At 56.0% G+C, this 23,709-nt stretch carries 22 protein-coding genes, 1 tRNA gene and 1 pseudogene; 14 read left to right on the top strand and 10 right to left on the bottom strand.

The window, feature by feature from the left end; genetic code table 11:
• Positions 1-13: 13 nt before the first annotated feature.
• Positions 14-1,837 (top strand): NAD(P)/FAD-dependent oxidoreductase, encoded by a 1,824-nt coding sequence (locus QPM17_RS01370; protein WP_285388125.1) that lies wholly within the window; start codon positions 14-16, stop codon positions 1,835-1,837.
• A gap of 29 nt (positions 1,838-1,866) precedes the next feature.
• Complete coding sequence (locus QPM17_RS01365) at positions 1,867-2,196, top strand: hypothetical protein (RefSeq protein WP_285388122.1); 330 nt, start codon at positions 1,867-1,869, stop codon at positions 2,194-2,196.
• Between the two features lie 31 nt (positions 2,197-2,227).
• Here QPM17_RS01365 and QPM17_RS01360 read toward each other — a convergent pair whose 3' ends face one another.
• On the bottom strand, positions 2,228-2,896 hold the full coding sequence (locus QPM17_RS01360; protein ID WP_285388119.1) for a ferric reductase-like transmembrane domain-containing protein: 669 nt from the start codon (positions 2,894-2,896) through the stop codon (positions 2,228-2,230).
• Between the two features lie 100 nt (positions 2,897-2,996).
• Between QPM17_RS01360 and QPM17_RS01355 the strand changes: the two genes are divergently transcribed.
• On the top strand, positions 2,997-4,586 hold the full coding sequence (locus tag QPM17_RS01355; RefSeq protein ID WP_285388117.1) for a glycoside hydrolase: 1,590 nt from the start codon (positions 2,997-2,999) through the stop codon (positions 4,584-4,586).
• Between the two features lie 59 nt (positions 4,587-4,645).
• On the opposite strand, the gene QPM17_RS01350 is transcribed toward QPM17_RS01355, so the two are convergent.
• From QPM17_RS01350 to QPM17_RS01340, 3 genes are all read right to left on the bottom strand, one after another.
• On the bottom strand, positions 4,646-5,878 hold the full coding sequence (locus QPM17_RS01350; RefSeq protein ID WP_285388116.1) for a class I SAM-dependent methyltransferase: 1,233 nt from the start codon (positions 5,876-5,878) through the stop codon (positions 4,646-4,648).
• Between the two features lie 45 nt (positions 5,879-5,923).
• Positions 5,924-6,700: a glucose-1-phosphate cytidylyltransferase gene (gene rfbF / locus QPM17_RS01345; protein ID WP_285388114.1), complete on the bottom strand. Its 777-nt coding sequence runs from the start codon at positions 6,698-6,700 to the stop codon at positions 5,924-5,926.
• Positions 6,701-6,796: 96 nt separating this feature from the next.
• A complete protein-coding gene (locus tag QPM17_RS01340; RefSeq protein WP_285388112.1) occupies positions 6,797-7,924 on the bottom strand; it encodes a glycosyltransferase family 4 protein in 1,128 nt (375 codons plus the stop codon).
• A gap of 311 nt (positions 7,925-8,235) precedes the next feature.
• On the opposite strand from QPM17_RS01340, the gene QPM17_RS01335 reads away from it, so the two are divergent.
• Positions 8,236-9,228: an NAD-dependent epimerase/dehydratase family protein gene (locus QPM17_RS01335; RefSeq protein WP_285388110.1), complete on the top strand. Its 993-nt coding sequence runs from the start codon at positions 8,236-8,238 to the stop codon at positions 9,226-9,228.
• A gap of 32 nt (positions 9,229-9,260) precedes the next feature.
• Here the strand turns inward: QPM17_RS01335 and QPM17_RS01330 are convergent.
• From QPM17_RS01330 to QPM17_RS01315, 4 genes are all read right to left on the bottom strand, one after another.
• Positions 9,261-9,337 (bottom strand) — tRNA-Val (locus QPM17_RS01330).
• Between the two features lie 55 nt (positions 9,338-9,392).
• Positions 9,393-10,343, bottom strand: coding sequence for a DMT family transporter (locus QPM17_RS01325; protein ID WP_285388790.1), 951 nt, complete (start codon positions 10,341-10,343; stop codon positions 9,393-9,395).
• Positions 10,344-10,498: 155 nt separating this feature from the next.
• Positions 10,499-11,113 carry a YceI family protein gene (locus QPM17_RS01320; protein ID WP_285388108.1) on the bottom strand — a complete coding sequence of 205 codons (615 nt, stop codon included), beginning with the start codon at positions 11,111-11,113 and terminating at the stop codon, positions 10,499-10,501.
• Positions 11,110-11,832 (bottom strand): CDP-alcohol phosphatidyltransferase family protein, encoded by a 723-nt coding sequence (locus tag QPM17_RS01315; RefSeq protein WP_340365649.1) that lies wholly within the window; start codon positions 11,830-11,832, stop codon positions 11,110-11,112. The genes QPM17_RS01320 and QPM17_RS01315 overlap by 4 nt, the downstream gene beginning before the upstream one ends.
• A 68-nt stretch (positions 11,833-11,900) precedes the next feature.
• Between QPM17_RS01315 and QPM17_RS01310 the strand changes: the two genes are divergently transcribed.
• From QPM17_RS01310 to QPM17_RS01295, 4 genes are read left to right on the top strand one after another with little or no spacing between them, the layout of a single operon-like run.
• Positions 11,901-12,917 (top strand): zinc-dependent alcohol dehydrogenase, encoded by a 1,017-nt coding sequence (locus QPM17_RS01310; RefSeq protein WP_285388105.1) that lies wholly within the window; start codon positions 11,901-11,903, stop codon positions 12,915-12,917.
• Between the two features lie 33 nt (positions 12,918-12,950).
• Positions 12,951-13,349, top strand: a complete 399-nt coding sequence (locus tag QPM17_RS01305; RefSeq protein WP_285388103.1) for a 6-pyruvoyl trahydropterin synthase family protein — start codon at positions 12,951-12,953, stop codon at positions 13,347-13,349.
• Positions 13,336-15,282 (top strand): glycosyltransferase, encoded by a 1,947-nt coding sequence (locus tag QPM17_RS01300; RefSeq protein ID WP_285388101.1) that lies wholly within the window; start codon positions 13,336-13,338, stop codon positions 15,280-15,282. Before QPM17_RS01305 ends, QPM17_RS01300 begins: the two co-directional genes overlap by 14 nt.
• A 16-nt stretch (positions 15,283-15,298) precedes the next feature.
• Positions 15,299-16,213, top strand: a complete 915-nt coding sequence (locus QPM17_RS01295) for a lysylphosphatidylglycerol synthase transmembrane domain-containing protein (RefSeq protein ID WP_422732706.1) — start codon at positions 15,299-15,301, stop codon at positions 16,211-16,213.
• On the opposite strand, the gene QPM17_RS01290 is transcribed toward QPM17_RS01295, so the two are convergent.
• Positions 16,188-17,060 (bottom strand): RibD family protein, encoded by an 873-nt coding sequence (locus QPM17_RS01290; RefSeq protein ID WP_285388097.1) that lies wholly within the window; start codon positions 17,058-17,060, stop codon positions 16,188-16,190. The genes QPM17_RS01295 and QPM17_RS01290 overlap by 26 nt on opposite strands.
• Positions 17,061-17,192: 132 nt before the next feature.
• On the opposite strand from QPM17_RS01290, the gene QPM17_RS01285 reads away from it, so the two are divergent.
• The gene (locus QPM17_RS01285; RefSeq protein ID WP_285388095.1) at positions 17,193-17,441 is read left to right on the top strand and encodes a hypothetical protein; all 249 of its coding nucleotides are present in this window, start codon (positions 17,193-17,195) and stop codon (positions 17,439-17,441) included.
• Between the two features lie 12 nt (positions 17,442-17,453).
• Here QPM17_RS01285 and galU read toward each other — a convergent pair whose 3' ends face one another.
• On the bottom strand, positions 17,454-18,290 hold the full coding sequence (galU, locus tag QPM17_RS01280) for a UTP--glucose-1-phosphate uridylyltransferase GalU (RefSeq protein WP_285388093.1): 837 nt from the start codon (positions 18,288-18,290) through the stop codon (positions 17,454-17,456).
• 371 nt (positions 18,291-18,661) lie between these two features.
• Here galU and QPM17_RS01275 point away from each other — a divergent pair, with 371 nt between their 5' ends.
• From QPM17_RS01275 to mdoH, 5 genes and pseudogenes are all read left to right on the top strand, one after another.
• Positions 18,662-19,837 (top strand): ShlB/FhaC/HecB family hemolysin secretion/activation protein, encoded by a 1,176-nt coding sequence (locus tag QPM17_RS01275; protein ID WP_285388090.1) that lies wholly within the window; start codon positions 18,662-18,664, stop codon positions 19,835-19,837.
• A 112-nt stretch (positions 19,838-19,949) separates the two neighbouring features.
• Positions 19,950-20,597, top strand: coding sequence for a glucan biosynthesis protein (locus tag QPM17_RS01270; protein ID WP_285388086.1), 648 nt, complete (start codon positions 19,950-19,952; stop codon positions 20,595-20,597).
• Positions 20,591-21,313, top strand: a pseudogene (locus QPM17_RS01265) (glucan biosynthesis protein). Before QPM17_RS01270 ends, QPM17_RS01265 begins: the two are co-directional and overlap by 7 nt.
• Positions 21,310-21,576: a hypothetical protein gene (locus QPM17_RS01260; RefSeq protein WP_285388083.1), complete on the top strand. Its 267-nt coding sequence runs from the start codon at positions 21,310-21,312 to the stop codon at positions 21,574-21,576. The pseudogene QPM17_RS01265 and the gene QPM17_RS01260 overlap by 4 nt, the downstream one beginning before the upstream one ends.
• Complete coding sequence (gene mdoH / locus QPM17_RS01255) at positions 21,569-23,680, top strand: glucans biosynthesis glucosyltransferase MdoH (protein WP_285388080.1); 2,112 nt, start codon at positions 21,569-21,571, stop codon at positions 23,678-23,680. The genes QPM17_RS01260 and mdoH overlap by 8 nt, the downstream gene beginning before the upstream one ends.
• Positions 23,681-23,709 lie beyond the last annotated feature (29 nt).

The following is a 23,709-nucleotide window of genomic DNA, read 5'->3' as shown; positions in this document are numbered from 1 at the left end:
GGAAGATTAGAATATGGGCTCAACAGATAGCAAAGTTCGCTGTGTGATCATCGGTGGCGGCCCGGCGGGCCTGACCGCCGCTCTGGAGTTATCGAGGGCAGGGGTTGAACCGATCGTCTTCGAGATGGACCGGCAGGTCGGTGGCATATCACGCACGGTTGATTACAAGGGCTATCGCTTCGACATTGGTGGCCACCGCTTTTTCACCAAGGTGGACAGGGTTCATAACTGGTGGATGGATATTCTTTCTGAAGAATTTCTGGTTCGGCCACGTCTGTCGCGGATTTATTACCAGGGCAAGTTCTTTGATTACCCGTTGAAGCCTATGAATGCCTTGCTCAACGTTGGGTTTTTCGAATCTGTCCTGGTGGGTCTTAGTTACGTTAAGGCGCAGGCCTTTCCGTCCCGGGAAGAGAAAAACCTGGAGCAGTGGGTCACTAACCGCTTTGGCAAGCGACTGTTCGAAATGTTCTTCAAGACCTATACGGAAAAAGTATGGGGCATGAAGTGTACCGAAATTGGTGCAGATTGGGCGGCTCAACGTATCAAGAACCTGAACCTGGGCAAGGCGGCTCTATCGATGCTCGCTCCCAAGGTTCTGACCGGAAAAAACCAGATTACTACGCTGATCGAAGAGTTTTACTATCCCAGGCTTGGACCCGGCCAGATGTGGGAACGCGTCACCGAAATGCTGGAAGAAAGGGGGCATCCGGTGCACCTTGAGCATCGGGTGAAAACAATACACCGCGATGGAGAGCAGGTCATCGGCGTTACGGTTGTTGATGCCAGTGGTAAGGAAAAGCGTTATGACGCTGATCATGTCATCTCGACCATGCCCGTGAGGGAACTCCTCAACGTGCTGGATCCGCCGCCCCCGGCAGATGCCCTGGACGCAGCAAATCGACTCAGGTACCGCGACTTTCTCACGGTGGGGCTAGTGGTCGAATCACCGGAGCTGTTCCCTGACAACTGGATCTATATCCACTCTCCGGAGGTCAAAGTTGGCCGTATTCAGAATTTTGGCAACTGGAGTCCCTACATGATTCCCGACGAATCAACCAGTTGCATTGGCCTTGAGTACTTCGTGCAGGAAGGTGATGAATTATGGACTGCCAGCGATGAAGAACTGATTGAACTGGGCAAGAAAGAAACTGACAAGCTAGGCCTGATTAATGCTGACAAGGTCATCGACGGTGTGGTTATACGCATGCCAAAGGCTTATCCGGTGTACGACCATGGTTACAAAGAAAATATAGCCAGCATTCGTGAATACGTAGATCAAGTTCCTAATCTTCACCTGATTGGCCGTAATGGCCAGCATCGTTATAACAACCAGGATCACTCAATGGTGACTGCCATGTATGCGGCTGAGAACATCCTTGGTGCAAATCACGATGTTTGGGATGTCAATGTGGAAGAGGAGTATCACGAGGAAGCGGGAGCAGATAAGAGTCATGGAGCCAGCGGTGAGCGCCTGGTTCCGCAACGGGTTCGAGAGGCATCGCCGATTGAGCTTCTGAATGACGTCTTCGCAAAATATGACCCTGTGGCTCTGGGCGGGGCACTTGGTGTAATGATTGGTTTCGCCGTGTTTTTGGCGACGGCCATTCTGCTCGTGCAGGGAGGCGAAAATGTTGGGGAAACCCTGGCATTGCTGGGCAATTACCTTCCTGGATATGACGTCACCTGGACTGGCTCGATTATGGGTTCTTTGTGGGGGGGCGCTTTCGGCTTCGCTATTGGTTTTGTCACGGCTGTGGCGATCAATGTGACGGTTTCGATCCATCTTGGGAAACTTCTTCGGCGTCTTGGAGTGCTGGAAGGATCGCTGGGCTAATTATCAGACTGGGGCAGAGGTGCTGATTCATGAATAAAGAGCATTTTTCAGAGGACGAATGGAAAACCATTGGTCAGGCGATTGCCCGTTTACGGGCATCCGTAATGGCGGTAACGTTCGGAATTGCGGGAGGGCTGATTCTGTTTATGGCAACTTCCTGGTTGCTGATTATTGGCCCCACTGGTGGGTCTGAGCACGTTGGACCAACACTGGGCCTATTGAGCAATTTCTTTCCTGGCTACAGCGTTACTTGGTCGGGAGCAGTGGTCGGCTTATTTTACGGTGCATTGAGCGGTGCTGTTGCCGGCTTTGTGTTGGCGTTTATTTATAATCTGATCGTGGGTCTCCGTGTACGTTGAAGGCACGAATCGAAAAACTGACGGTTTTCCATCAGGCAATTTCAGAATCGGTCAAAGGCCGCACGCCCCTGGCCCGTCGGTATCGAATGACGCCTGAAATCTGAACCGCCAGCAGGGCAATGGTTATCGCCAGTAACAGTATGGTATATGGGCCAATGCGTTTCTCGAGCACTTGGTAGACGATGCCATGTGCGGGAAGAGCCGGTATCATTACATATGCCAGGCGCTGCCATTTTTTCCATGTGGAGGCCCCCATTGCGCGGAGAGAGCGATTGTTCGAAAGGCAGAGAAGCGCAATCATGATCAGTGTGCAAATCAGGCCAACATAATTGGTCAAACCAAAAGGGTCGTACCTGAAGGGGATCATACTGGACTGACCGGAGGGGAAAACAAAGTATTCAACAAACCGACCGCCCAAATGGACCTGCAATCCAGCTACCGTATGAACCAGGGCCAACAGTGCAGCGCAGATTCCTATATCCCTCCTCAGAAAACTCGATACCGGATTGCGTTTGGATCGAATTAAATTCAGTGGGCCGATGGACAGGGCGACGGCGAAATAAAGCATGCTAACGTAGGCTGTGCTGATCGAAGTGGCCTGGGCGAATGGTTTCTCAGGTTGCAATAAATAAAACAGGTAAACCAGAACGAAAGCTATCATCAAGAGCGAAATAAACCTGAACCCGCGTGTCATATCCATTGCCCTGCCCTGGTCTGGTCATTCTGGTTTGAATTAATAAGGCACTTTAAAACTATACTATCCGCAACGCCAAGTTAGAAGCTGAGGGTTGAGCAAGCCTATGAAATTGACCATCGAAAGCCTCTCTCACCCCAGCAGGCTGGCTTCGACCAGATGGTCCGGATTGTTTCGAATCCTGGCAATCGTATTCTCCTCCTTATTGGGCGCTTGCGCTGCTTCTCCACACTCTTTGTCAGCAGATGCTGGGAAAAAGGTAGAGACAATCAATGTGCGAATTGATAACGCCATCGAATATCAGGAAATGGCGGGGTTCGGTGCGACAACGCTTGCTGGCATTATGGTCGCTGGGAATGGGGTCCGCGACTTATTGAGTAGTGGCTTACGGGATCAAGCCGTCAAGGCTATTTATGGCGACGTTGGCTTGAATCTTGGCAGTCTGCAGCTGTGGCTGGAACCGGAAAACGACAACGAAGATCCGCTGGTTGTTGAGAAGGAAGGTTTTCGCTGGGACGTGTCCGATGCCATTTTACAACGTTTGGTGCGTCACGCTGAGCCTTTTGGTTTCAGTGATTATTCTCTTGGCCTAACTATAGACCTGCGCACTGAGCTGTCGTGGATGAAGGAGCTCCGCGAACGTTCTTACCGCCGGTATCTCCAGGAAGTCGCTGAACACGTAGTTGCCGGGGTTTCACACTGGCAGGAAATTACTGGGGCCACACCAAAACACATTACCCTTTTTAATGAGCCGTTGAGCGGAAATCGGGAGTTGGAGGGAGGTTCTCTCACAGAGGTTGTGGATATAATAAAAATCGTCGGTAAACGTTTGCAGGACGCAGGCTTTTCCAGGATCAAATTCATCGTTCCTGCGGAAGAAACGGTCGCAAAATCCATTGAGACCAGCCAGGCGATACTTGCCGATGCGGTAGCGCGCTCCTACGTTGGTGCCCTGGCTTACCATGCGTATCCTTACGATTCCGCTTATTCCAGTGCCCGTCGCATTTTGGAGACGTCAGCAAGAGGCCTACCTGATAAGGATGAGATTCATAAGCGTAAGCAGCTTTATGAGCTTGCCGCTCGCCACGATATTCCTGTATGGATGACAGAGGCCTCAGAGGGGCCAGGTCGCGCTGATTATCCATTCGGCTCTCCCGAAAACCTGCGGGCGCGGGCCAATCACATTCATGATGAGCTGGTATATGCCAATGCGTCCGCTTATTTTGCGATGTATAACCTCTGGGACAGGCAAAGCCATGAGGCGCACTTCCAGGACAGAGGCATCGATCTCTTCAGTGAATCCAGTCATGTTGTTCTTGCTGACCAGACCACATCGACTATCCACATAAGCGGGATTGGATATGCCATTGGCCACTTCGCTCGTTGGGTTTTGCCTGGTTCAGTGCGGATTGATGCCGAATCTGACGATCCACTGCTCAAGGTGTCAGCATTCCGATCTGACAAAGAAAGCCGGCTTGTCCTGATGGTAATCAACAATGCCAGTTCCGCGGCGAAACTCAATTTCAACCTGAAAAATATGACCATGCAGGGCGCTGCAACTGGGGAGTATTCAGACAGAGCAAGCCGCTGGAAAGATCTTTCAAAGTTGACCCCACAAGATAACAAGACCTTTCAATTGACCGTCGGTCCAACAAGCGTAACGTCCGTGGCAGTATCGCTGATGGCACTGGATTGATCCGTTCGAAGTAGGGGCACCCATAAAAAATGCTTTGGCATTCCTTCAGGGCGCCTGGCTTATACAATGCGTGGTTTTGGTAAAGGAACAATAAACCTGCCGCCGCCTCGGCGGTATTCATCCTGCTGAGTCATGATTTCGTCGGCAAAGTTCCATGCAAGAATCAGAATGTAATCGGGGTTTTCTTCTGCGATTTCCTCTACGGGGCAGACAGGAATGTGCATGCCAGGGGAGTATAGGCCGTGCTTGAGTGTATTCTTGTCCACGATCATTGGTAATGTTTCTGTACCGATTCTGTAGAAATTAAGCAGGGTATTACCCTTGGCTGAGGCGCCGTAACCAATAATCGATTTTCCTTCGGCTTTTAGATCTTCGAGTATTGACAGCAATTCATCGCGAATGCTTTCCACCGAGGCTTTAAAACGCTTGTAAGCATCCGCATCGAGTAGTCCGGCGTTCTTTTCCTCTTCCAGCCATTCCTTTACACGGGGAGGAATATTTACTTCACCGTCAGCAAACTTGGCGTAAACACGCATAGATCCACCCTGAACCTCGATGGGCTCAATGTCGTAAATTTCCATGCCGAATCCGCGGTAGAGATCGGACAGAGACTTAACGCTGAAAACAGACACATGCTCGTGATAAATGTTATCGAACATCAGGTTATTGAAGTACTGAAGGGCCTGAGGTACCTCGACAATGAACGTGCCATTCTGCTCAAGCAAAATACGGATGCCATCCATGAAGTCATGCAAGTTGTCGATATGGTTGAAGGTGTTGTTCGATGTAATGACTTTCGCCTTCCCGTGCTGCTCGAGCGCCAGTTTGGCAGTGTCAGCGTTAAAGTACTCACTGATAACCGTGAGATTTTTCTCTTTGGCGATCTGGCCGATATTTTCTGCCGGGTCAATGCCCAGGGTCTTGATGCCAATGTCATTCGCTGATTTAAGCAGCAGACCATCGTTGCAGCCGATATCCACGAATAGGTCTTCGGAGTTTGTTAGCAACGAACTCTTGAGTTTCTTTGCAAGATCGGCGAAGTGAACATGGGCCAGGGCCCCCGTCGATGGCACCCAGAGATAGTGGCGGAAAAAATCAGGTGGTAATCGATTCGGAACCTGTATCAGGCCGCACTGCAAACAGGCATGAGTGTTGAGGTCGAAAAGTTTCTCTTGATGCAGTTTCTCCCGTTCGAGGAATCCTTGAGCCGGACCGTGCGGGCCCAAAGGCAGAAACATGAACATATCTGTGCTTTCACAGCATCGACAGAAGTGGCTGGCTCGTTCGGACATGAGGTTTCCTGCTTTGAGAGTAAGTGGTTTGCACAGCTTTCGGCACTACCAGGTTTTCCAGGGCGGAGCGCCGCCTTCCCATAGCTCGTTGACCAGTGCCACGTCGCGAATGGTATCCATGCATTGCCAGAAACCATCGTGTTTGTAGGCCGCTAACTGATTATCGGAGGCAAGCTTTTCCAACGATTCCTTCTCGAAACTGGTGTCGTCACCACTGATGTAGTCAATGACTCCGGGTTCCAGTACGAAAAAACCGCCATTAATCCAGCCTTCGCCAATCTGTGGTTTTTCAATGAACTCTTTGACAATTCCGTCGTCGAAGGAGATTCCGCCGAAACGGGCAGGTGGGCGAACCGCAGTAACGGTAGCGAGGCGACCGTGGCCTTTATGGAACTTAAGCAGTGCGTTGATATCCACGTCTGCGACACCGTCACCATAGGTCATCATAAACGTGCCATCGCTGACCCACGGTTTCATGCGGCGGATCCGGCCACCAGTGTTGGTTAACCTGCCCGTCTCAATCAAGTTAACGATCCAATCCTCGCTGGAGGAATCGGCTCGCTCCTCTACCGTAATCTGGCCACTACCGGTTTCTATACGTAGATGGTTTTGCCGGTGGTAGTAATTGACAAAAAAATCCTTGATGACTTCGCTCTTGTAGCCCAGGGCGGTGTAAAACTCATTAAAGCCCTGGCTACTGTAGATTTTCATGATGTGCCAGAGAATCGGTTTGCCACCTATTTCAACCATGGGTTTTGGTTTCAGTTGTGTCTCTTCCGATAAGCGCGTGCCTAAACCGCCGGCGAGGATAATCGTTTTCATATCCCTCTCCCTGCTCAATGCAAAGGGCCTTAAAACTTGGCCCACGATGTGTTGAAGGCCGTAAATGGTCCAAAATGACTCCGTTAGTTCAACGGTTCAACTTTCTGCCACCTGACGCAGCACCGCCAGGGTTTTTTTTGCGCATTTGTCCCAACGAAGCTCTTTCGCACGCTCTAGTCCGCGCTCTTTAAGCTTCATATGAAGCTGTCGATCGGTCAACACTTCAGCAATGGCTGCGCTCAGATTTTCCTCATCGATGTGGTCCAGCGTGTGGGCATAACCGTTGGCCACTTCCCCAAGCGAAGAACTGGCTGAGGTTATGGCAGGAACGCCACAGGCCATGGCTTCCGGGAGCGTCAGTGAGAATCCTTCCGTATTGGCGGGCATCACGAAGAGATCTGCAGCGTTATAAATAGGAATAATGCCGCCGTGGTTCTCGAAAGTGCCGCCAAAATGCACGACGCTGTCCTCAACCCCTGAATCTCGCGCCAGTTGGTCTATGGGTATGTCTTCCTTATTCTGGCCAACCAGAAATAGTGCATGTGGCAGATCATGCTGCTTTTTTGCTTTCGCGAAAGCTTTTATCAGCGTTGGAATGTTGCGACGTGCTGACATGGTCCCGACAAACAACACATAAGGTCGATCCTCGCCAATATATTGCAGGCGTGTATCCCGCACAATGGCATTGGCATGATCCCCCTCCAAGGGCCGGAATTTCTCGTCGACGCCCAGCCAGATTACGTCCACTTTTTCCGGAGGAATACCGTAGTACCTGACGACTCGATCTTTAGTGGACTGCGAATTGACAATAACGCGATCAGCGACCTTGGTGCTGAGTCGATACTTGAGACTGTATGTCAGTGTATACCAAAGGGAGTGCTGGCCTTTTTCTGCTTCATTGACGCTGTGGATACAAACCACTTTCTTGCCGCGGCTTACTAGCGGGAGGGTATAGCTGGGCCCGAACAGGACATCCATGTCGCCGCAGGCAAATGGCAATATCAGGTTCTCCCACAGCGCATTGGTGAGTTTTGGCCCTACCGTGCGTTCGTAAATGGGCGCACCTTGGCTTTTGATCTGCGGCAGGATTGCAGTGGGGGCAAATAGGGTGATGCTGTCGTTTGGGGTAAGCTGCCGTGACATTGCGGAGACGAGGTAATCGGTGTAGCGGGCCACACCAAACCGAGTAGCATTGAGTCGCCAGGCGCTAACTCCCAACTTCATGATCCTGTTAATCCTGTTGTCGCTTGCCGCAGCTGGTCTCCACGCGATGCAAATTGTGCGCACAGCCCGCACCAGCGCCTCATGATTCCTTATGGGTTACATTTATATTAGATGAACCTCCTGGTTTATGAAAGGAGCCGTTCCTTTCAGCGTCGTAACTGTGAAAACCGTTTCCTCAACATGAGGCAGACCGAGGTTCTAACGGCAGGGCCCAATGGTTGGCTGGTGCTTTTCTGGCGTCTATGTACAGGCGATGCTATAAAGCCGCAGGGGGCCTCGCCCCTGACAGGCAACTTTTCGAGGAGTCTTAATTGCAATCTGCAGACAGAAACCTGGCTAATCGCTACCTGATTACCGGAGGGACCGGTTTTATCGGCGCATATCTGGTGCGCAGGCTGGTATCCATGGGGTGTGAGGTCCATATTCTGGTGCGTGCGCAACATTCGCTGTGGCGTCTTGATGATATAAAATCGCGAATCCATTGCTGGACGGGGGATTTGACCGAGATACACTCAATCTCTCGGGCCGTCCGTCAGGTAAAGCCGGAAGTGGTGGTTCATTTAGGAGGCGGCTCAATGGGGCAGCCGTGGACTACCGATTTCAGCCAACTTTCAGCCAGCCTTGAAGTCAATCTTCATGGAACGCTGAACCTTGTTCAGGCCGTCTCGCAAGCCGGGGTGGGATTGCACAGCTTTGTCAGGATAGGTGGCCTGCTCGAATATGGGGAAGGGCCTTTCCCCTTTGTTGAAACTCAGCGTGAGCAACCGGTTTCAATCTATGCGGCCACACAGGTTGCCACTACCGCTATCCTGAATGCCATCCATCGGCAATGTCATTTTCCTGTGATCTGTTTGCGGCTGTCATCCGTCTACGGGCCCGGGCGGGCGCTGGACTTTTTTCTTCCCGCGCTGATTGTCGCGGCCTTAAAGGGCAGTGATTTCGCAATGACATCGGGAGAACAGCAGTGGGATATGCTCTTCATCGATGATGCGGTCGACGCGATTTTGACCGCGGCTCACAGCGATTGCCCTTCCGGAGAAGTGATAAATATTGGATCCGGTGAGGTCCATACGCTGAAGGAAATAGCCCAGATGGTGGTTAAGCAGATTGGTAATGTAGGGCAATTGCAAATCGGGGCCAAAGCCGAACCGGAGGGTGCGATTGGCAATCTCATCTGTTCAATTGAAAAAGCCGAACGAATGCTTGGCTGGAAACCGAAGACATTACTTGAAGACGGGTTGCGCGAGACAATTCAATGGTACAGGGAAAATCTGGATTTGTTGGAGCTGAAGGCCGAAAATTGAGAACGATACGATCAATGCCTTTGTTGCGGAGATGGTAGGACCAGGCAGATTTGAACTGCCGACCTCTGCCATGTCAAGGCAGCGCTCTAACCAACTGAGCTATGGTCCTGTGTCCTGCAACGGGAACGAAATATACTGATTCCGACGGGCGTGGTCAACCTCTTTCAGGCGCTTTTCTGCGATCGGAGCCAGCCTTTTACCGCCTTGCTGATCACGCCCCAGCGATTGATCAGCAGAGCCAGGAAAATCAGCCCGCAGCCGGCCAGTTGTGTGGCGGACATGGTTTCGCTGAACCAGCCGGCGGCAAACAGTGCAACCCAGACCGGCTCCAGCACCAGAATGACCACCCCGTGGCTATGGGTGGACAGGCTCTGGGCATAGGTCTGCAGCAGGAAACGGCCAGCGGTGCCGATCACAGCGCTGGCGATGATCCACATGGCCAGAATGCCTGAGAAATTCTCCAGGGTGGGGACCCAGGGCTCCAGCAGGGTGGATTCAATCAGAGTGACGGTTCCCACGGTGAGCAGAGCGATGGAAGTCAGGGGCAGGGCGGGTACGCGGTGCTTTTCTACTGTTTCACCCCTGCGGTTGACCACCGTACGCTGGTTGGCGGTACGGGTGTTAAGGGTGAAATACAGTGCAAAGATAAACGCCGCACCCACAAAAAATAACTGGCCAATTTCCGGCCGGAAGCCATTTTTCAACGAAAGCAGTGCCAGCCCGCCTACGGCCACCGGAACTGCAAGCCACGTACTCAGTGGTTGAATTTCCCGGAAGACAACCCGCGCGATGACCGGCACGATAACCACGCCCAGGCTGGTGAGGAAGGCGCTTTCGCCCACATGACTGGCGTGAAACAGCCCCATCACCCAGCAGCTCATGGCAACCCCGAACACCAGCCCGACGCCAGCACTGCGCCTGACCTGGTCCAGGCTCAGCCGTCGCAACGAAGGCCAGGCAATCGCCGCCAGCACACTTCCCGCAAGAAGGAAGCGCATGGCCATGAACATCAACGGCGGCATCAGCAATACCGCTTCCTTGGAAAACATCCAGCTGATGGCAGCCATCAGGGTAACAATGACCAGTAACAGGTCCGATTTATGGGTATTCGACAGGGGCATTCACAACCGCCTTGCAGGAAGTAGACTGGGCCCGGCCAGGAGCGGGACAGCGGCGGAGTTTATCATGGAAGGGCGAAGATGGCTCTTCCGTGAGCCGGTTGGTGCTCACTCGGGAGGGTGAGCACTGCACTGGTCAGCGGTCACCTATTTCAGAACCAGCCGGATTCGCGAATGGCTTCCAGCCCGAACCGCAGGCGTACCTCGTCACCCACCAGGTCGTTCTCGATGCCATAGGTCATGCCCCAGTCACTGCGGTTGAGGGTGGCTTCCGCAGTCAGGCCCAGGGTGTACTCCTCGTGGCCAATGGGGTACTCGGCGGACTTGTTCAGAGTGACGTGCACGTCCACAGGGCGGGTCTGGCCCAACAGGGTGAGGTCGCCAGTGACAACGCCTGTGTTATCCCCTGTGGCCTCGAATTCCGTCACCTCGAAGATGATATCGGGGAATTTGCCGCTGTTGAGGAAATCCTCGTTACGGAGATGTTCGTCCCGCTTTTCATGGTTTGTGAACACGCTCTTGCTCTTGAAGGTCAGCTTGCCCGATGTTAGCTCTTTGGCTTCCTCGTCGTACTCGAACTGGCCTTCCACATCCCGGAACATCCCCATAACGGGCGCGTAGCCGATATGCATGATCTCGAAGGCCATGGAAAAGTGCTCATCATCAAGTACGTAGGTTTCCGGCTCGGCCAGGGCAGAAGGGCTGGCCAGCGCCAGGCTGGCGGCGGTAGTGGTGGCAATGACTGCGGTTGAAAAAACGTTTTTCATGGCTGTCTCCCTGATTGATAAAGCCAGCGCAGGTCTGTAAGGAACGAATAGCACAGCAGCGCCAGTGCGGTTGCGAGTGTCCAGGTTGCAAAGGTCGTTGAGGTGACAGGCAGAATGGCAATCATCAGGGTCACCACCTGCCAGACACACACGGTTTTACGCCGGAAGCTTTCGGGCAGGGGCCGTTTCATGAAGTCCAGCCAATGACCGGCCGCCACAAAGGCGTATCGCATCAGCCCGAGGGCCAACACCCAGGTGCCGGCTTTTCCCAGTGCCAGTACAGCAATACAGAGCCCGAGAATGAACAGCGCATCCAGCTCCATATCGAAACGGGCACCGAAAGCAGAGCAGGTGTGGGTTGCCCTTGCGATAGCACCGTCAACCCCGTCCAGAATCAGCGCCAGTAAACACAGTGACCCGTAGAGCCATAGCCAGTTCCCAAGGGTGGCAATAAACGGCGCCAGGCTGACCAGCAGCACAATCAACGCAGCCCGCGCCAGGGTAGCCCGGTTCGCCCAGCCAAAGTCCCGGTTTGTCGGCCAGTGGCGAATAACGGGGAGGGCGATGGCCAGGTACAGCAGTGCCGCTATACCATAGAACCCGGGAGGCAGCCGCAAGACGACGCCGGCGCCACCAGCGAGCAGTGCCGTCAGGATCGCTCCCCAGCTGAGATCGGCGGCCAGCGAAAGTTGAAATGTCCGGGTTCGGGAATCCATCATCAAACCTCTGCGTATGTGCTTCTGTATGCACTATAGTTGCTTACGTGCGCTGTAAGGAAACAGACGATATGACAAACGCATTCTGGGTCACCGGTCCTCTGGAAGGGGCGATTCGTGAGGCGACCCATGACCATCACTCCCCGGCGTCTGCCACCGCAGACGATCCAGCGGTGGAAGTCCGGGCGCTGTATTCGGGCATAAGCCGCGGTACAGAAACACTGGTGTATACCAGCCAGGTGCCGGAATCGGAATTTAACACCATGCGGGCGCCGTTCCAGGAGGGAGACTTCCCGTTCCCGGTGAAGTATGGGTACGCCAGTGTCGGCCAGGTGCTCTCCGGCCCCGATCACCTGTTGGGGCGGTCAGTGTTCTGTCTGTTTCCCCACCAGACTGACTACCGGGTGCCGGCTTCAGCGGTTGTACCCTTGCCGGAGGGGCTGCCGGCGGGCCGGGCGGTACTGGCTGCGAACATGGAAACAGCGGTGAACGGCCTCTGGGATGCCGCTCCGGTAATCGGGGATCGGATTGCGGTGGTGGGCCTTGGCGTCGTGGGCCTGCTGGTGGCATGGCTTGCCAGCCGTATTCCGGGCACCCGGGTAACGGCTCTGGACACTAATCCTGACCGCCGGGCAGTGGCGGAATCACTTGGCCTGGATTTCCACACCCATTGCCAGCGTGACGACCACGACCTTGTCATCCATGCAAGCGGCCATCCGGCAGGACTTGAAACGGCCCTGGCACTGGCGGGCATGGAGGGGCGTATTATCGAGATGAGCTGGTACGGCTCGCAAACCGTGCCCTTGCCACTGGGCCATGCTTTTCATTCCCGTCGCCTGACGATCCGCTCAAGCCAGGTCGGACACCTCAACCCGGGACAGGTGCCACGCTGGCAGTACCGGGATCGCATGACCCTGGCGCTGGATCTGTTGCAGCATGACGTGCTGGACAACCTGATTACCGGGGAAAGCCCTTTCGAATCGTTGCCGGAGGTGATGGCCGCCCTTGCTGGCGGGGCCGGGGGTACCAAGTGCATTCCCTCCGCCACTGACACCCTGTGTCACCGTATTGTCTATAACCGTCGCTGAATTCATTAATTCGCACAGAGGAAGCAGAACCCTATGTTCAGTCTCACAGTCAGGGACCACATGATGATTGCCCACAGCTTCAACGGAGAGATCTTTGGTCCCGCGCAGGGCCTGCACGGGGCCACCTACGTTGTTGATGTCACCTTCGAACGGGAAGCCCTGGACAGTGACGACCTGATCGTGGATATCGGCTTGGCGGGTCAGGTACTGTCGGAAGTCCTCGCCGAGTTCAACATGAAGAATCTGGATGATTTGGAGGCATTCGCCGGCCGAAACACAACCACCGAATTCATGGCCGCCACGGTATTCGACCGCATGGCCGCGGCCATCCACCAGGGCAGGCTTGGAGAAACAGGCAAAGGCCTGGGTGGGATGAAGGTAACCCTTGGCGAGTCTCACATTGCCTGGGCCAGCTATCATGGCAAACTCTGAGGCGTCACCATCGGTGGTGTTTGTTGTCCCGGGCAACCCTGACCAGAACACGGGCGGGTATCGGTATGTGCGTCGTATAGCCGAGGGGCTCAGGGATATTGGTGTCGACGCATCCCGCAGGGGCCTGAGCGGAAGCTTCCCGATTCCGGATGGCCGGGCAGAAGCCTCGATGGGCAGTCTGCTGGCTGGTTTGGCCGACGGCTCCCGGGTGGTGCTGGACGGACTGGCCATGGGAGCAATGCCGGATGCTGTTGCTGCCCATACCCGACGTTTGCGTATTGTCGCGCTGGTGCATCATCCTCTGGCAGATGAAACCGGTTTACCGGCCGAAACCCGCGACTGGTTGTTCAGGGCCGAGCGCCGGGCACTGGCCGAAGTTGCCGGTGTGATCACCACCAGCCAACACACAGCGCAGCGCCTGCAGGCCTACGACGTGCCCACACATCGTATCCGCGTGGTGGAGCCGGGCGCTGATACCATTGCCATGGTCACCACTGAAGGCAGGCCCCGAAGCCTGCCCCGCGACACCGTCAACCTGCTGTGCGTCGCGCACCTCTCGCCCCGCAAGGCCCAACACCAACTGATCGAAGCTCTCAGTGCCCTTCAGCACCTGCCGTGGCACTGCACACTGGCAGGATCAACACAGCGGGACGAGGGCTATAGCCGGCAAATAAGAGATCTTGTAAAGCGCCGTGGACTCGAACAGCGCATCACCCTGGCAGGAGAACTTGATGATGAGGGCCTGGAAGCGGCCTATAGCGAAGCGGACATCTTTGTGTTTCCGTCCCTTTACGAGGGCTACGGCATGGTGATCGATGAAGCCCTGGCTGCGGGCCTGCCGGTCATCACTAGCGATGGCGGCGCCCTGGCAAGCACAGGCAACCGCCCAGGGATACAGCAGTATCGGGCCGGCGATGTGGCGCAGCTTGGCCGTTGTCTTGCGGGCTGGTTGAGTAATCCAGGAAAGTTGGCCGTAGCGGCCCGCCAAGCGGCGAGGGAATCGCGGAAACTGCGCCGTTGGGAGACCGCTGCGCGAGAGTTTCAGGATGCATTGGCAAGCCTGCTGCCAGACAGCGATCCGACGCTTTTTGATAGCCACTGGTTAACTCTGCGGGAGCCGGCAGACCATCGCGCCCGCAATCGCTCACTGATGGCGGAGGTGCTGGCCTGGGCGGAGCGGGAGTACAAGACTCCGAACACCTTCAGTGGTGAGCACGCACCCCCGCTGGTGATAACCGACCTCGGCACCGGGACTGGCTCCAACGCCCGGTTCCTGGTGCCTGCCCTGACGGTACCCCAGAGCTGGGTGTTGCTGGACCAGGACGAAGAGCTTCTGTCGCAGGCGGCAGAACGGGTGAAGCAGCTGGATGTACCACTGGAAATCCGGGTCTGCCAGTTAACGGCCCGGGGACTGGCTCACCAGATGCCCGACGATACCCGGCTGGTAACCGCGTCCGCCCTGATCGACCTGATGTCCGCTGAGTGGCTGAAGGCACTGGCCAATGCAGTCGCAGCACGCAATGCAGGTGTGTTGATCGCGCTGACCTACGATGGTCGGTTCGAGTTGTCGCCTGCCGAGGCGGATGACTCCTGGATACGGGATACCGTCAATGCCCACCAGCACCGCGAAAAGGGCGCGGGCGCAGCCATGGGGCCGGATGCGACGGGTTATCTGCAGGCCCAACTGGCCGGCCATGGCTACCATGTGTCGCTTGCGCCCAGCCCCTGGCACCTGACTTCGCAATACTCCGACCTGCAGGTGGCCTTGCTGGAAGGCTGGCAGCAGGCAGTGCTTGAGCAGGCGCCTGACGAGCGGCAGCGTGTGACTCACTGGTTTGACAGGCGTCTGGCTCAGGCGCGCGAGCAGAGGCTGTCCATTCGCGTTGATCACCAGGACCTGTTCGCCAGACCTGGCCCCAAAGGTGTCGGCTGAAGTGCCTCCAAGCGGGATGCCTTTGTGGTTACGTTGGGGTCTGACGCTATTGTTATTGCTGGCAATAGCGTTTTTCCTGGACGTCGGTGTTATCTGGCGGGAGCTTGCCCGATTCTCCGTGCCGATGTTGCTGGCAGCAATGATAATTTCCATGCTTCAGGTGCTGGTATCCGCCTGGCGGTGGCGATACACCGCAGGGCGGCTGGCGATCAGCCTGCCTTTTTGGGTGGCAGTACGGGAGTACTACCTTGCCACCTTTCTTAACCAGGTATTGCCAGGTGGCGTACTCGGTGACGTCAATCGCGCCTGGCGACATAGCCTGGGCTCAGGTGCCCGTCTGGGGGCCCTTCATGCAGTTATGATTGAAAGGCTTTCGGGCCAGGTGGTGATGATTTCCGTTGCACTGGGGTTGGGGGGCTGGCTCGCAACACATCGGGGCCGGACGGCCGACGTCGTCGCCGATCTGGGTGGGGGTGCCGTTGCCGTAGCCGCTACCGTGGTTATTCTGCTGGCGATTCTTGCCCGCTTTTGGGCGGGGGGGAAAGGGTATGTATACGCATTGCGCCGTGACATCCGCAAGTCACTGCTGAGCTGGCCGGCGATTCTGATACAGGTATCCTCTTCCGCTGTGGTGGTCGTAACTTACCTGGGGGTTTTTGCTGTACTGGCGCTGGGCGCCGGCTACTGGGCGGGGTTGCTGGAGTTAATGATTCTGATGACCCTCGCCAGCCTGCTGTTACTGGCTATGGCGGTCCCTGTGAGCGTCGCAGGCTGGGGTGTGCGGGAAGGGGCGGCAGCGCTGCTGTGGCCACTGGCGGGATTACCACCAGAACAGGGGGTGGCACTGAGTGTCGGGTACGGGCTGGCGGTATTGATCTCGAGCTTGCCCGGCGTGGTTTTTATCGTCAGTAGCCGCAGGACTGCCGGCTGAAATCAAGGTCAAACAGCATGTCGCTGCCCAGGTCCACCATCTGGGCCCTGGGGCGCAGGGCGTTATCCAGCTGGCTGATTTCCGGCAGCGAAAAGGCCGGCCGGCCGCTGCCGATAATCATGGGAGCGACCATCACATGCAACCGGTCCAGAAGATCCGCATTGAGAAATTCGGAGACCGTCAGCCCCCCGCCCTCCAGGAATACCTTGCGCAATCCGAAGTCCGCCAGAACCGACAGGATGTGGGCAGGGTCGGTTGCTTCATCATGGCCAAGACACGGTACTTCGGTAACACCCTGGCGTGGGGTGAGCTTATCGCCGGCCCGGTATTCACCGGCAACCAGCCTGAGGGTAGGCGCGGCTTCGTCGGTGAACAGGTGGTGGCTGTCCGGTACCCGTCGGTTGCGGTCAATCACCACGCGTACCGGGTTGATACCGGGGGCTTTGCGGACGGTGAGGCGGGGGTTGTCCGTAGACGCAGTGCCGGCGCCAACAACCACGGCTTCGGACACCGCCCGGAGGCGGTGGAGATGGGTGATGCCGTCCTCACCGTTGATAAACCGGGACTCACCGGTAACGGTGGCAATCCGCCCATCCAGGCTCTGCCCCATCTGGCCAACCACACGGGATGGGGTTTCCCGGGACAGCGGGCAACAAAGGGGAAGAAAAACCGAGAGAATGTTTCTCGCTTGCGCATCGGAGGGGACAAGTAACTGCCAGTCACCGTTACTGCCCAGTGTCAGTGCGGGGGTGTCACTGTCTGGCAGGGGCAGCGTAACGTCACTGCGGTTCACTGCATCAAGTATCAGCGTCCAGGCTTTGTGCTTGTCCAGTATCTGTGCCGCCATACCGTGTCATTCCGTTACTGGTGGATTCATTATAGGCAGATTGTGTATAAAGCTATATGTACGTTACATTCCCTGTTTGATTCACTGCCAGTGAAATCAAGCCTTCGAAGACCCGGCTGGGGGGCAATCCTTATGCGGTACCTGAAAACGGAAAAACCCCTGGAAGGCCTGCTGGAGCTGGATGACAGAGTCGACACCGGCCAGTTGGAGCTGCCGGGCCTGGCGTTCAGTGACAGCGATGACCTGTTTGCGGCGCTTGCGGCACTCGAGCAGGAGGTCAGCCGGCTTCAGCTGTCGGAAGAGGAGGTGGAACTGCTGCGCCGGTTCCGCAAAACTTCGCCTGAAAACCGACGCATGGTGCTTCAGATTCTGGGTCGTTAGGCCAGAGACAGCTTACTTGCCTTTCTTGTAGATGTTCTCGTACACGTAATTGGTGGCTTCCACAAAGCCGTCAATACTGCCGCAGTCAAAGCGACGCCCCTTGAATTTGTAGGCCAGCACACAGCCATTTCTGGCCTGTTCCAGCAGTGCATCCGTAATCTGCACCTCGCCATTCTTGCCCGGAGGGGTACGTTCGAGGATATCGAAAATGTCCGGGGTGAGAATGTAGCGACCAATGATTGCAAGGTTGCTGGGGGCATCTTCAGGCGCAGGCTTTTCGACCATGTCGGTAATCCGGTACAGGCCATCCTTCATGGATTCGCCGGCAATAACCCCGTACTTGTGAGTTTCGTCTTCCGGTACTTCCTCAATGGCAACGATGGAACAGCGGAACTGGTTGTAGAGCCTCACCATCTGGGCCAGCACCCCTTCGCCATCGGTGTCCGCCACACAGAAGTCGTCCGCAAGCACCACTGCAAACGGGCTGTCGCCCACCAGGTTGCGGCCGGTCAGGATGGCGTGGCCCAGACCTTTCATTTCGTTCTGGCGGGTAAAGGCAAAGGAATTGTGATCGATCAGCTCACGGATGGATGTCAGCAGGTCTTCTTTTCCGGAGCCGGCAATCTGGTGCTCCAGCTCATAGCTGATGTCGAAGTGGTCTTCTATGGCGCGTTTGCCCCGCCCGGTGACGAACCCGAACTCGTGAACCCCGGCTTCTGCGGCTTCCTCCACCCCGTACTGAACAAGGGGTTTGTTCACAATCGGCAGGATTTCCTTGGGCATGGCCTTGGTGGCCGGGAGAAATCGGGTGCCGTATCCGGCAACGGGGAAGAGACACTTCTTGATCATAACGTTCGTCCTTATATTCTCTTGGGTCACGGCCTTTGGTAAGTCAGTCATCCTTGAAGGCTGACTCACGAAGTGTGCCAAGTGTAACCAAGTTGTTGGTGTAAATGGAGGCCCGGGTACTGAAATGTAGCGATTGGTAAAAAAGCGAAGTTGAGCGCCTTTGTTATGGCCTGTTGATTTTCATAGAAAAAACTTTCAGATAACGATGTAAACGTCTGTATTATAGGCATATTAACTGTGTAATTTTAAGCAACGAGCACTGGATTTCTCCCTCCTGATGCAATACATTCTTCCATGAATAATTGTTAAGAATAACCGGCTTTCCTGATGCGTATTCGGCCGGTTGGCACTACCTGGCGGGAATCTGACCATTGAAATTACCTCTGTTAATTGCACTGTTCTGGTGCGTTTTCAGCCAATCTCTCTACGCCGAAGAAGGCGGCGCATGGCTCCGTAATGGTCGGCAGCCGTATTCGGGCAATTACGCTGGCGATGTCGATGCGTACCGGGAAGAGCGCGAGCACTGGTTGCGATCGCGGCTGAAGTTCTCGGGCAAAACCGAACTCAACAGCGATGGCCTCGATGGTGCGGTGGGGGTTGCCGTTGACAGTCTGATGGGACGGAGTGACGCCATTGGATTCGACTACCGTGATGCCCGGTCCTACAAGAACGATACCGATTCAAGTGCCGCCTCTTTCCGCTACCGTTTTCCCGTAGGTGACAGCCAGTTGCGGATTGAGGCCGGCAGATCCCGTTATGACCGTGCGGTGAGTAACGGAGATCGCCGCTATAACGCCAGCGGTGAGTCCCGTGTATTGGGGCTGGGAGCGAGCCGCCCGCTGTTTTCCCGCTTCGGTATGGCCTTTGATGGAATTGCCCGGCACCGGGGCCGCAACAGCGCATCATTTCAGGAAGACAGCCTGGTTTCGGAATCAAGCTACCAACTCTCGTCCTTTGGCCTGAAGGCAAGCGGCGGCCATGAACTTGGCGGTGGCCTGTTTGCCAATACCCGGATTCTGGCATTGAGTGGCCGCGAATTTCAGTCAACCGGTTATCCGTTGCGGGATGACACGGAAGAGGAAAGTGCGTTCTATAAGGTAGCCGTATCCGCCTCTGTCGAGCAGGAGCTGTTCAGGTGGAACTGGCGGATGAACGGCCGGTATCAGTTTGCGGACGAAGATCTCCCGTCTTCGGAATACCTGACCGTTGCGGGTCCTGCCATGCTGACCGGTTTCAATGGCCAGTCCCTTTCCGTGGTCAGGGGAGGCTGGCTCCGGCTCGATACCGCCAGCCCAACCTGGCCCATGCCATTTGCGGATGACGTTTTGTCCAGTCTCAACTTTGCCGTAATGCAGGGCTGGGTTCCATATTCAGGGGCGCAGGCAGATCGCCATGGCAAGGCCAGTGCTGGCCAGGTTTCGCTGAAATTGCAGGGCCGTGCTTTTACTGCCAATGTCAGTGTGGGCCGGATGATCCGTGCCTCCAGCACGGCCATGACAATCCCCGATCACCCTGATGTGCGGCTCTCCCTGTCTATGGGAATCTGACTCCCCAGGGCCTTACGAAGTTGTCACTTGAGTTTATTTCGACCCCAGGTGCTACATTAGTACCTCTAACGGATGGAATCGGGGTTGGAGAACCATGTGCTCAGGGACAAGATTGCTCTTATTGCTTATATTGCCGGTTTTTCTCTACACCGCATCGGCTCATGCCTTTAAGTTTGAAGAGGTGGTCGACAAGGCAAAGGCGCTTGCGGAAGGGAAATATGAGCCGCCACCTGAAGTGCCGGGGTTCCTCAGGGATCTGGATTATCAGGAGTATCAGGCCATTCGATTCAACCCGGAGGCCAGCCTCTGGCGGGAAGGGCGTTCCCGTTTCCAGGTGATGATGGTGCCACCCGGAAACTTTTATACCCACGCCGTGAAGCTCAATGAAATTGACGCTGACGGTGTGCACCCCATCCAGTTTGATAGAACTGCTTACAGCTTTCCCACCAGTGACCTTGCCAAGCGGATACCGGCCGACCTGGGCCATGCCGGTTTCAAGCTGACTTACCCTCTGGGTGCGGGAACAGAGCAGAACCAGTTTCTGGTGTTTGCGGGCGCAAGTTACTTTCGGGGAGTAGGGGCACGCAATCGGTTCGGGATTTCAGCGAGAGGTATAGCCGTGGACACGGGCTTGCCGTCGGGTGAAGAATTCCCTTCGTTTGTTGAGTTCTGGCTTGAGCGGCCCGGCGCGGGCAGTGATCGCATGCGGGTTTATGGGCTGCTGAACGGCCCCAGGTTCACGATTCAGACGGTTTGCTGATCCACGATCAGGGCAGCGACGAGTGGTTGTGGCGCCCGCTGGTTAATCCTTCCCGTCTCAGTCTCAGTTATCTGCAGGTGAATCGTCTGGGCGGATTTGGCCTGATCCAGAGAGACACCGCCTTCCACCAGTTTGAAGATGCAGAAGCCCGTTACGACCTTCGCCCCAGCGCCTGGGTATCCCCCCGACCGGGCTGGCCTGACGGTGAAGTGGTGCTGGTTTAGATACCAACGGATTCAGAGACCAATGACAACGTCGTTGTGTTCTGGAAACCGAAAGGCGGTGTGGATGAGGGAGAGCATCGGAAGCTGGACTACACACTCAGCTTCGGTGACAGCAATGTGGCTGGTCAGGAGACCGGGCGGGTGGTCAATACCTTTGTTGGTGATGGAAATCGAACCGGAGGTGGTGATGCCGAGAACGCCTTCCGGATCATTGTCGATTTCACCGGCGGGCCATTGGACTCGCTCAAGCCGGATGCTGCAGTGGTCAGCGATGTCAGTGTGGGCGGCGGCAGTGACGACGCTGAAATAATCGAGCACTTTGTCGAATTCATCGAGGCGGACAAGCAGTGGCGGTTGTCCATGCTGGTTCTGCCCGGCAGCGGAGCAGATCCGGTATTTCGCGGCCAGCTGCGGCTGGACGACAAGCCCCTGACGGAAGTCTGGACCTATTCGCTGTCAGAGGCTGCCAGGAACGGACAGAAAGGATCATGACCGGTGGCATGACCATGCCGGATACCCTGTGCCAGCAAGCTCTGGAGCGGGTACTGACCTACCTTGACGACGACGGTGTTGCACTGACAACGGACACCTGTCGGCGAGCGCTCCGTCTTGTGGAACTGGCCCTTGCCGAAGGGGCTGGTTCGGATCTGCCGGCCCGCTGTGTCAGCGTCATTCCCGACTATTTTGAACGCCCCCCCGAGAATATCCCGGATGCCAATCCACCTATGAAGCGCGGGGCCATCGGATATGACTGATATGGGGGACGCGGCAGGCACACCAGCCCGGAGGCGCTCCGGCAGCTGGCGCAGAGTGGCCACGTTAAGGCGCTTTGTGATGACTCTCTTTGTGGTAGGGCAAACGCTCATCGCCTGCTATTTTCTGCTGTGGGTTCTGCCTTACCACGGTGGCACCCTGGTTGAGCTGGGGCTGCTTGCCCTGTTTGCACTGCTATACATGTGGATTGCCGTCGGTTTCTGGACCGGGGTTCTCGGCTTTGTGCTCAGGCTGGCCGGAGGCGACCGTTACAGTCTGCTGAATCGGCATGCCGGTGCGGAGCTGGAAGCTACCCCCCTGGCCAGTACCGCCATCATCATGCCGGTCTATCACGAGCCTGTGCACTGGACACTCAGTGGGTTAAAGGCGGTGTATCAGGATCTGGAGCGTTCGGGCCACCTGGAGCAGTTTGAATTCCATATTATCTCGGACAGCCGGGATCCGAATGTCTGGCTTGAAGAGCAGGCCACCTGGTATCGCCTTTGCCGGGAACTCGGAGCGGAGGGGCGCCTGTTCTATCGCCGTCGGCGGGTGAACCTCAACTTCAAGAGTGGCAATGTGGCAGACTTTCTGCGCCGTTGGGGTCGCCGCTATCGCTACATGGTGGTGCTTGACGCCGACAGCCTGTTGAGTGCAGCCACCATCGTGCGAATGGTGCAACTGATGGAAAGGGAACCGAATGTCGGCATCCTGCAGACAGCGCCCTCCATCATCAATGGCAAGTCCCTGTTTGCAAGGGTGCAGCAGTTTTCCAATCGCCTTTATTCAACGCTTTTCGCCACAGGCCTGGCGGCCATCCAGATGGGCGATGCGGCCTTCTGGGGCCACAATGCCATTATCCGCATCAAGCCGTTCATGGACCACTGTGGTTTGCGCAAACTGCGTGGGTTTGGCCTTTTTCGCGGCCCCATCATGAGCCACGATTTTGTGGAGGCCGCCTACATGGGCAGGGCCGGCTACGAAGTCTGGCTGGAGCCCGGCCTTGGTAACAGCTTTGAAGAGTCTCCGCCAACACTGTCCGATGAGCTATCCCGTGACAACCGCTGGTCCCGGGGTAATCTCCAGCATCTGTGGATTCTGCTGTTCGGGCGCCGGCTGCACCTGGCTCACCGAATGGCGTTATTGAACGGCGTCATGGCCTATCTGGCTTCGCCCCTGTGGCTGGCATTCCTGATCCTGACCACAGTAGAAGCCGTACAGATGACAGTCGCCAGCATCGACTACTTTCCCGAGGGGCATCAGGGGCTGTTTCCCCTGTGGCCGGAATGGCGACCCGAGTGGGCGCTGGGTCTGGCGTTAAGTACGCTTTCTTTACTGTTTATTCCAAAGTTTCTGGCCATTGTGGATGCGGTTATTCACGGCACTGCCCGCCAGTTCGGCGGAGTTTTGCGGTTGTTTGTCAGCGTCCTGGTTGAAATTGTGGTATCGGTGTTGCTCGCGCCCGTTACAATGATGGCCCATAGCCGATATGTCGTGGGAGCCCTGTTGAACCTGTCGCTGACCTGGGCCGGCCAGAATCGCACACAGGAGACCACCTGGCGGGATGCCTTCCTGACCCAGTTTCCGGGAATGGTAGTGGCGGCAGCCTGGTCCGCCTTCGCCTGGAGCATCGACCCAATGTTCTTCCTCTGGTCACTGCCAGTGGCCATTCCACTGGTGCTGGCCGCCCCCACGTCTGTATTGCTCAGCCGGGTAAGTGTAGGGCAGGCTCTGCGTAATTGGGGCCTATTGGTCATTCCGGAAGAGCGGGCACCTGTGGAAGTACTGGATGACGCCCGTACCGCCAGGCGTGATGCCGGCGATGTTTCCTTGCTGACATCGGTAGAGGAGGCGGTGGTTCGTCCCAGTCTTAACCGGCTACATCAGGCAATGGCACGAAACATCCGTCTCGCCCGACGGGCGGAACTGCTGGCGCCCCTGGTGGAGCGTTGTGGCAAGGAAGGGCCCGGCCCACTGTCACGGGGTGAGCTCAGCCAGTTATTTCGGGATCGACAATCAATCGCAGAGCTGCACCAGCTGGCCTGGCAATCACCGCCAGACAGCTTCTGGGGCCAGCGGATTACGTTGCTGGGCAGGAACCGTTGATGCCTTGCAGTAACTGGTACGCACCACTG

It is taken from the genome of Marinobacter azerbaijanicus (assembly GCF_030250645.1).
GTDB lineage: Bacteria > Pseudomonadota > Gammaproteobacteria > Pseudomonadales > Oleiphilaceae > Marinobacter > Marinobacter azerbaijanicus.
Note: the sequence above shows the minus strand (reverse complement) of the source record. Positions and strands in the feature narration are given on the sequence as shown.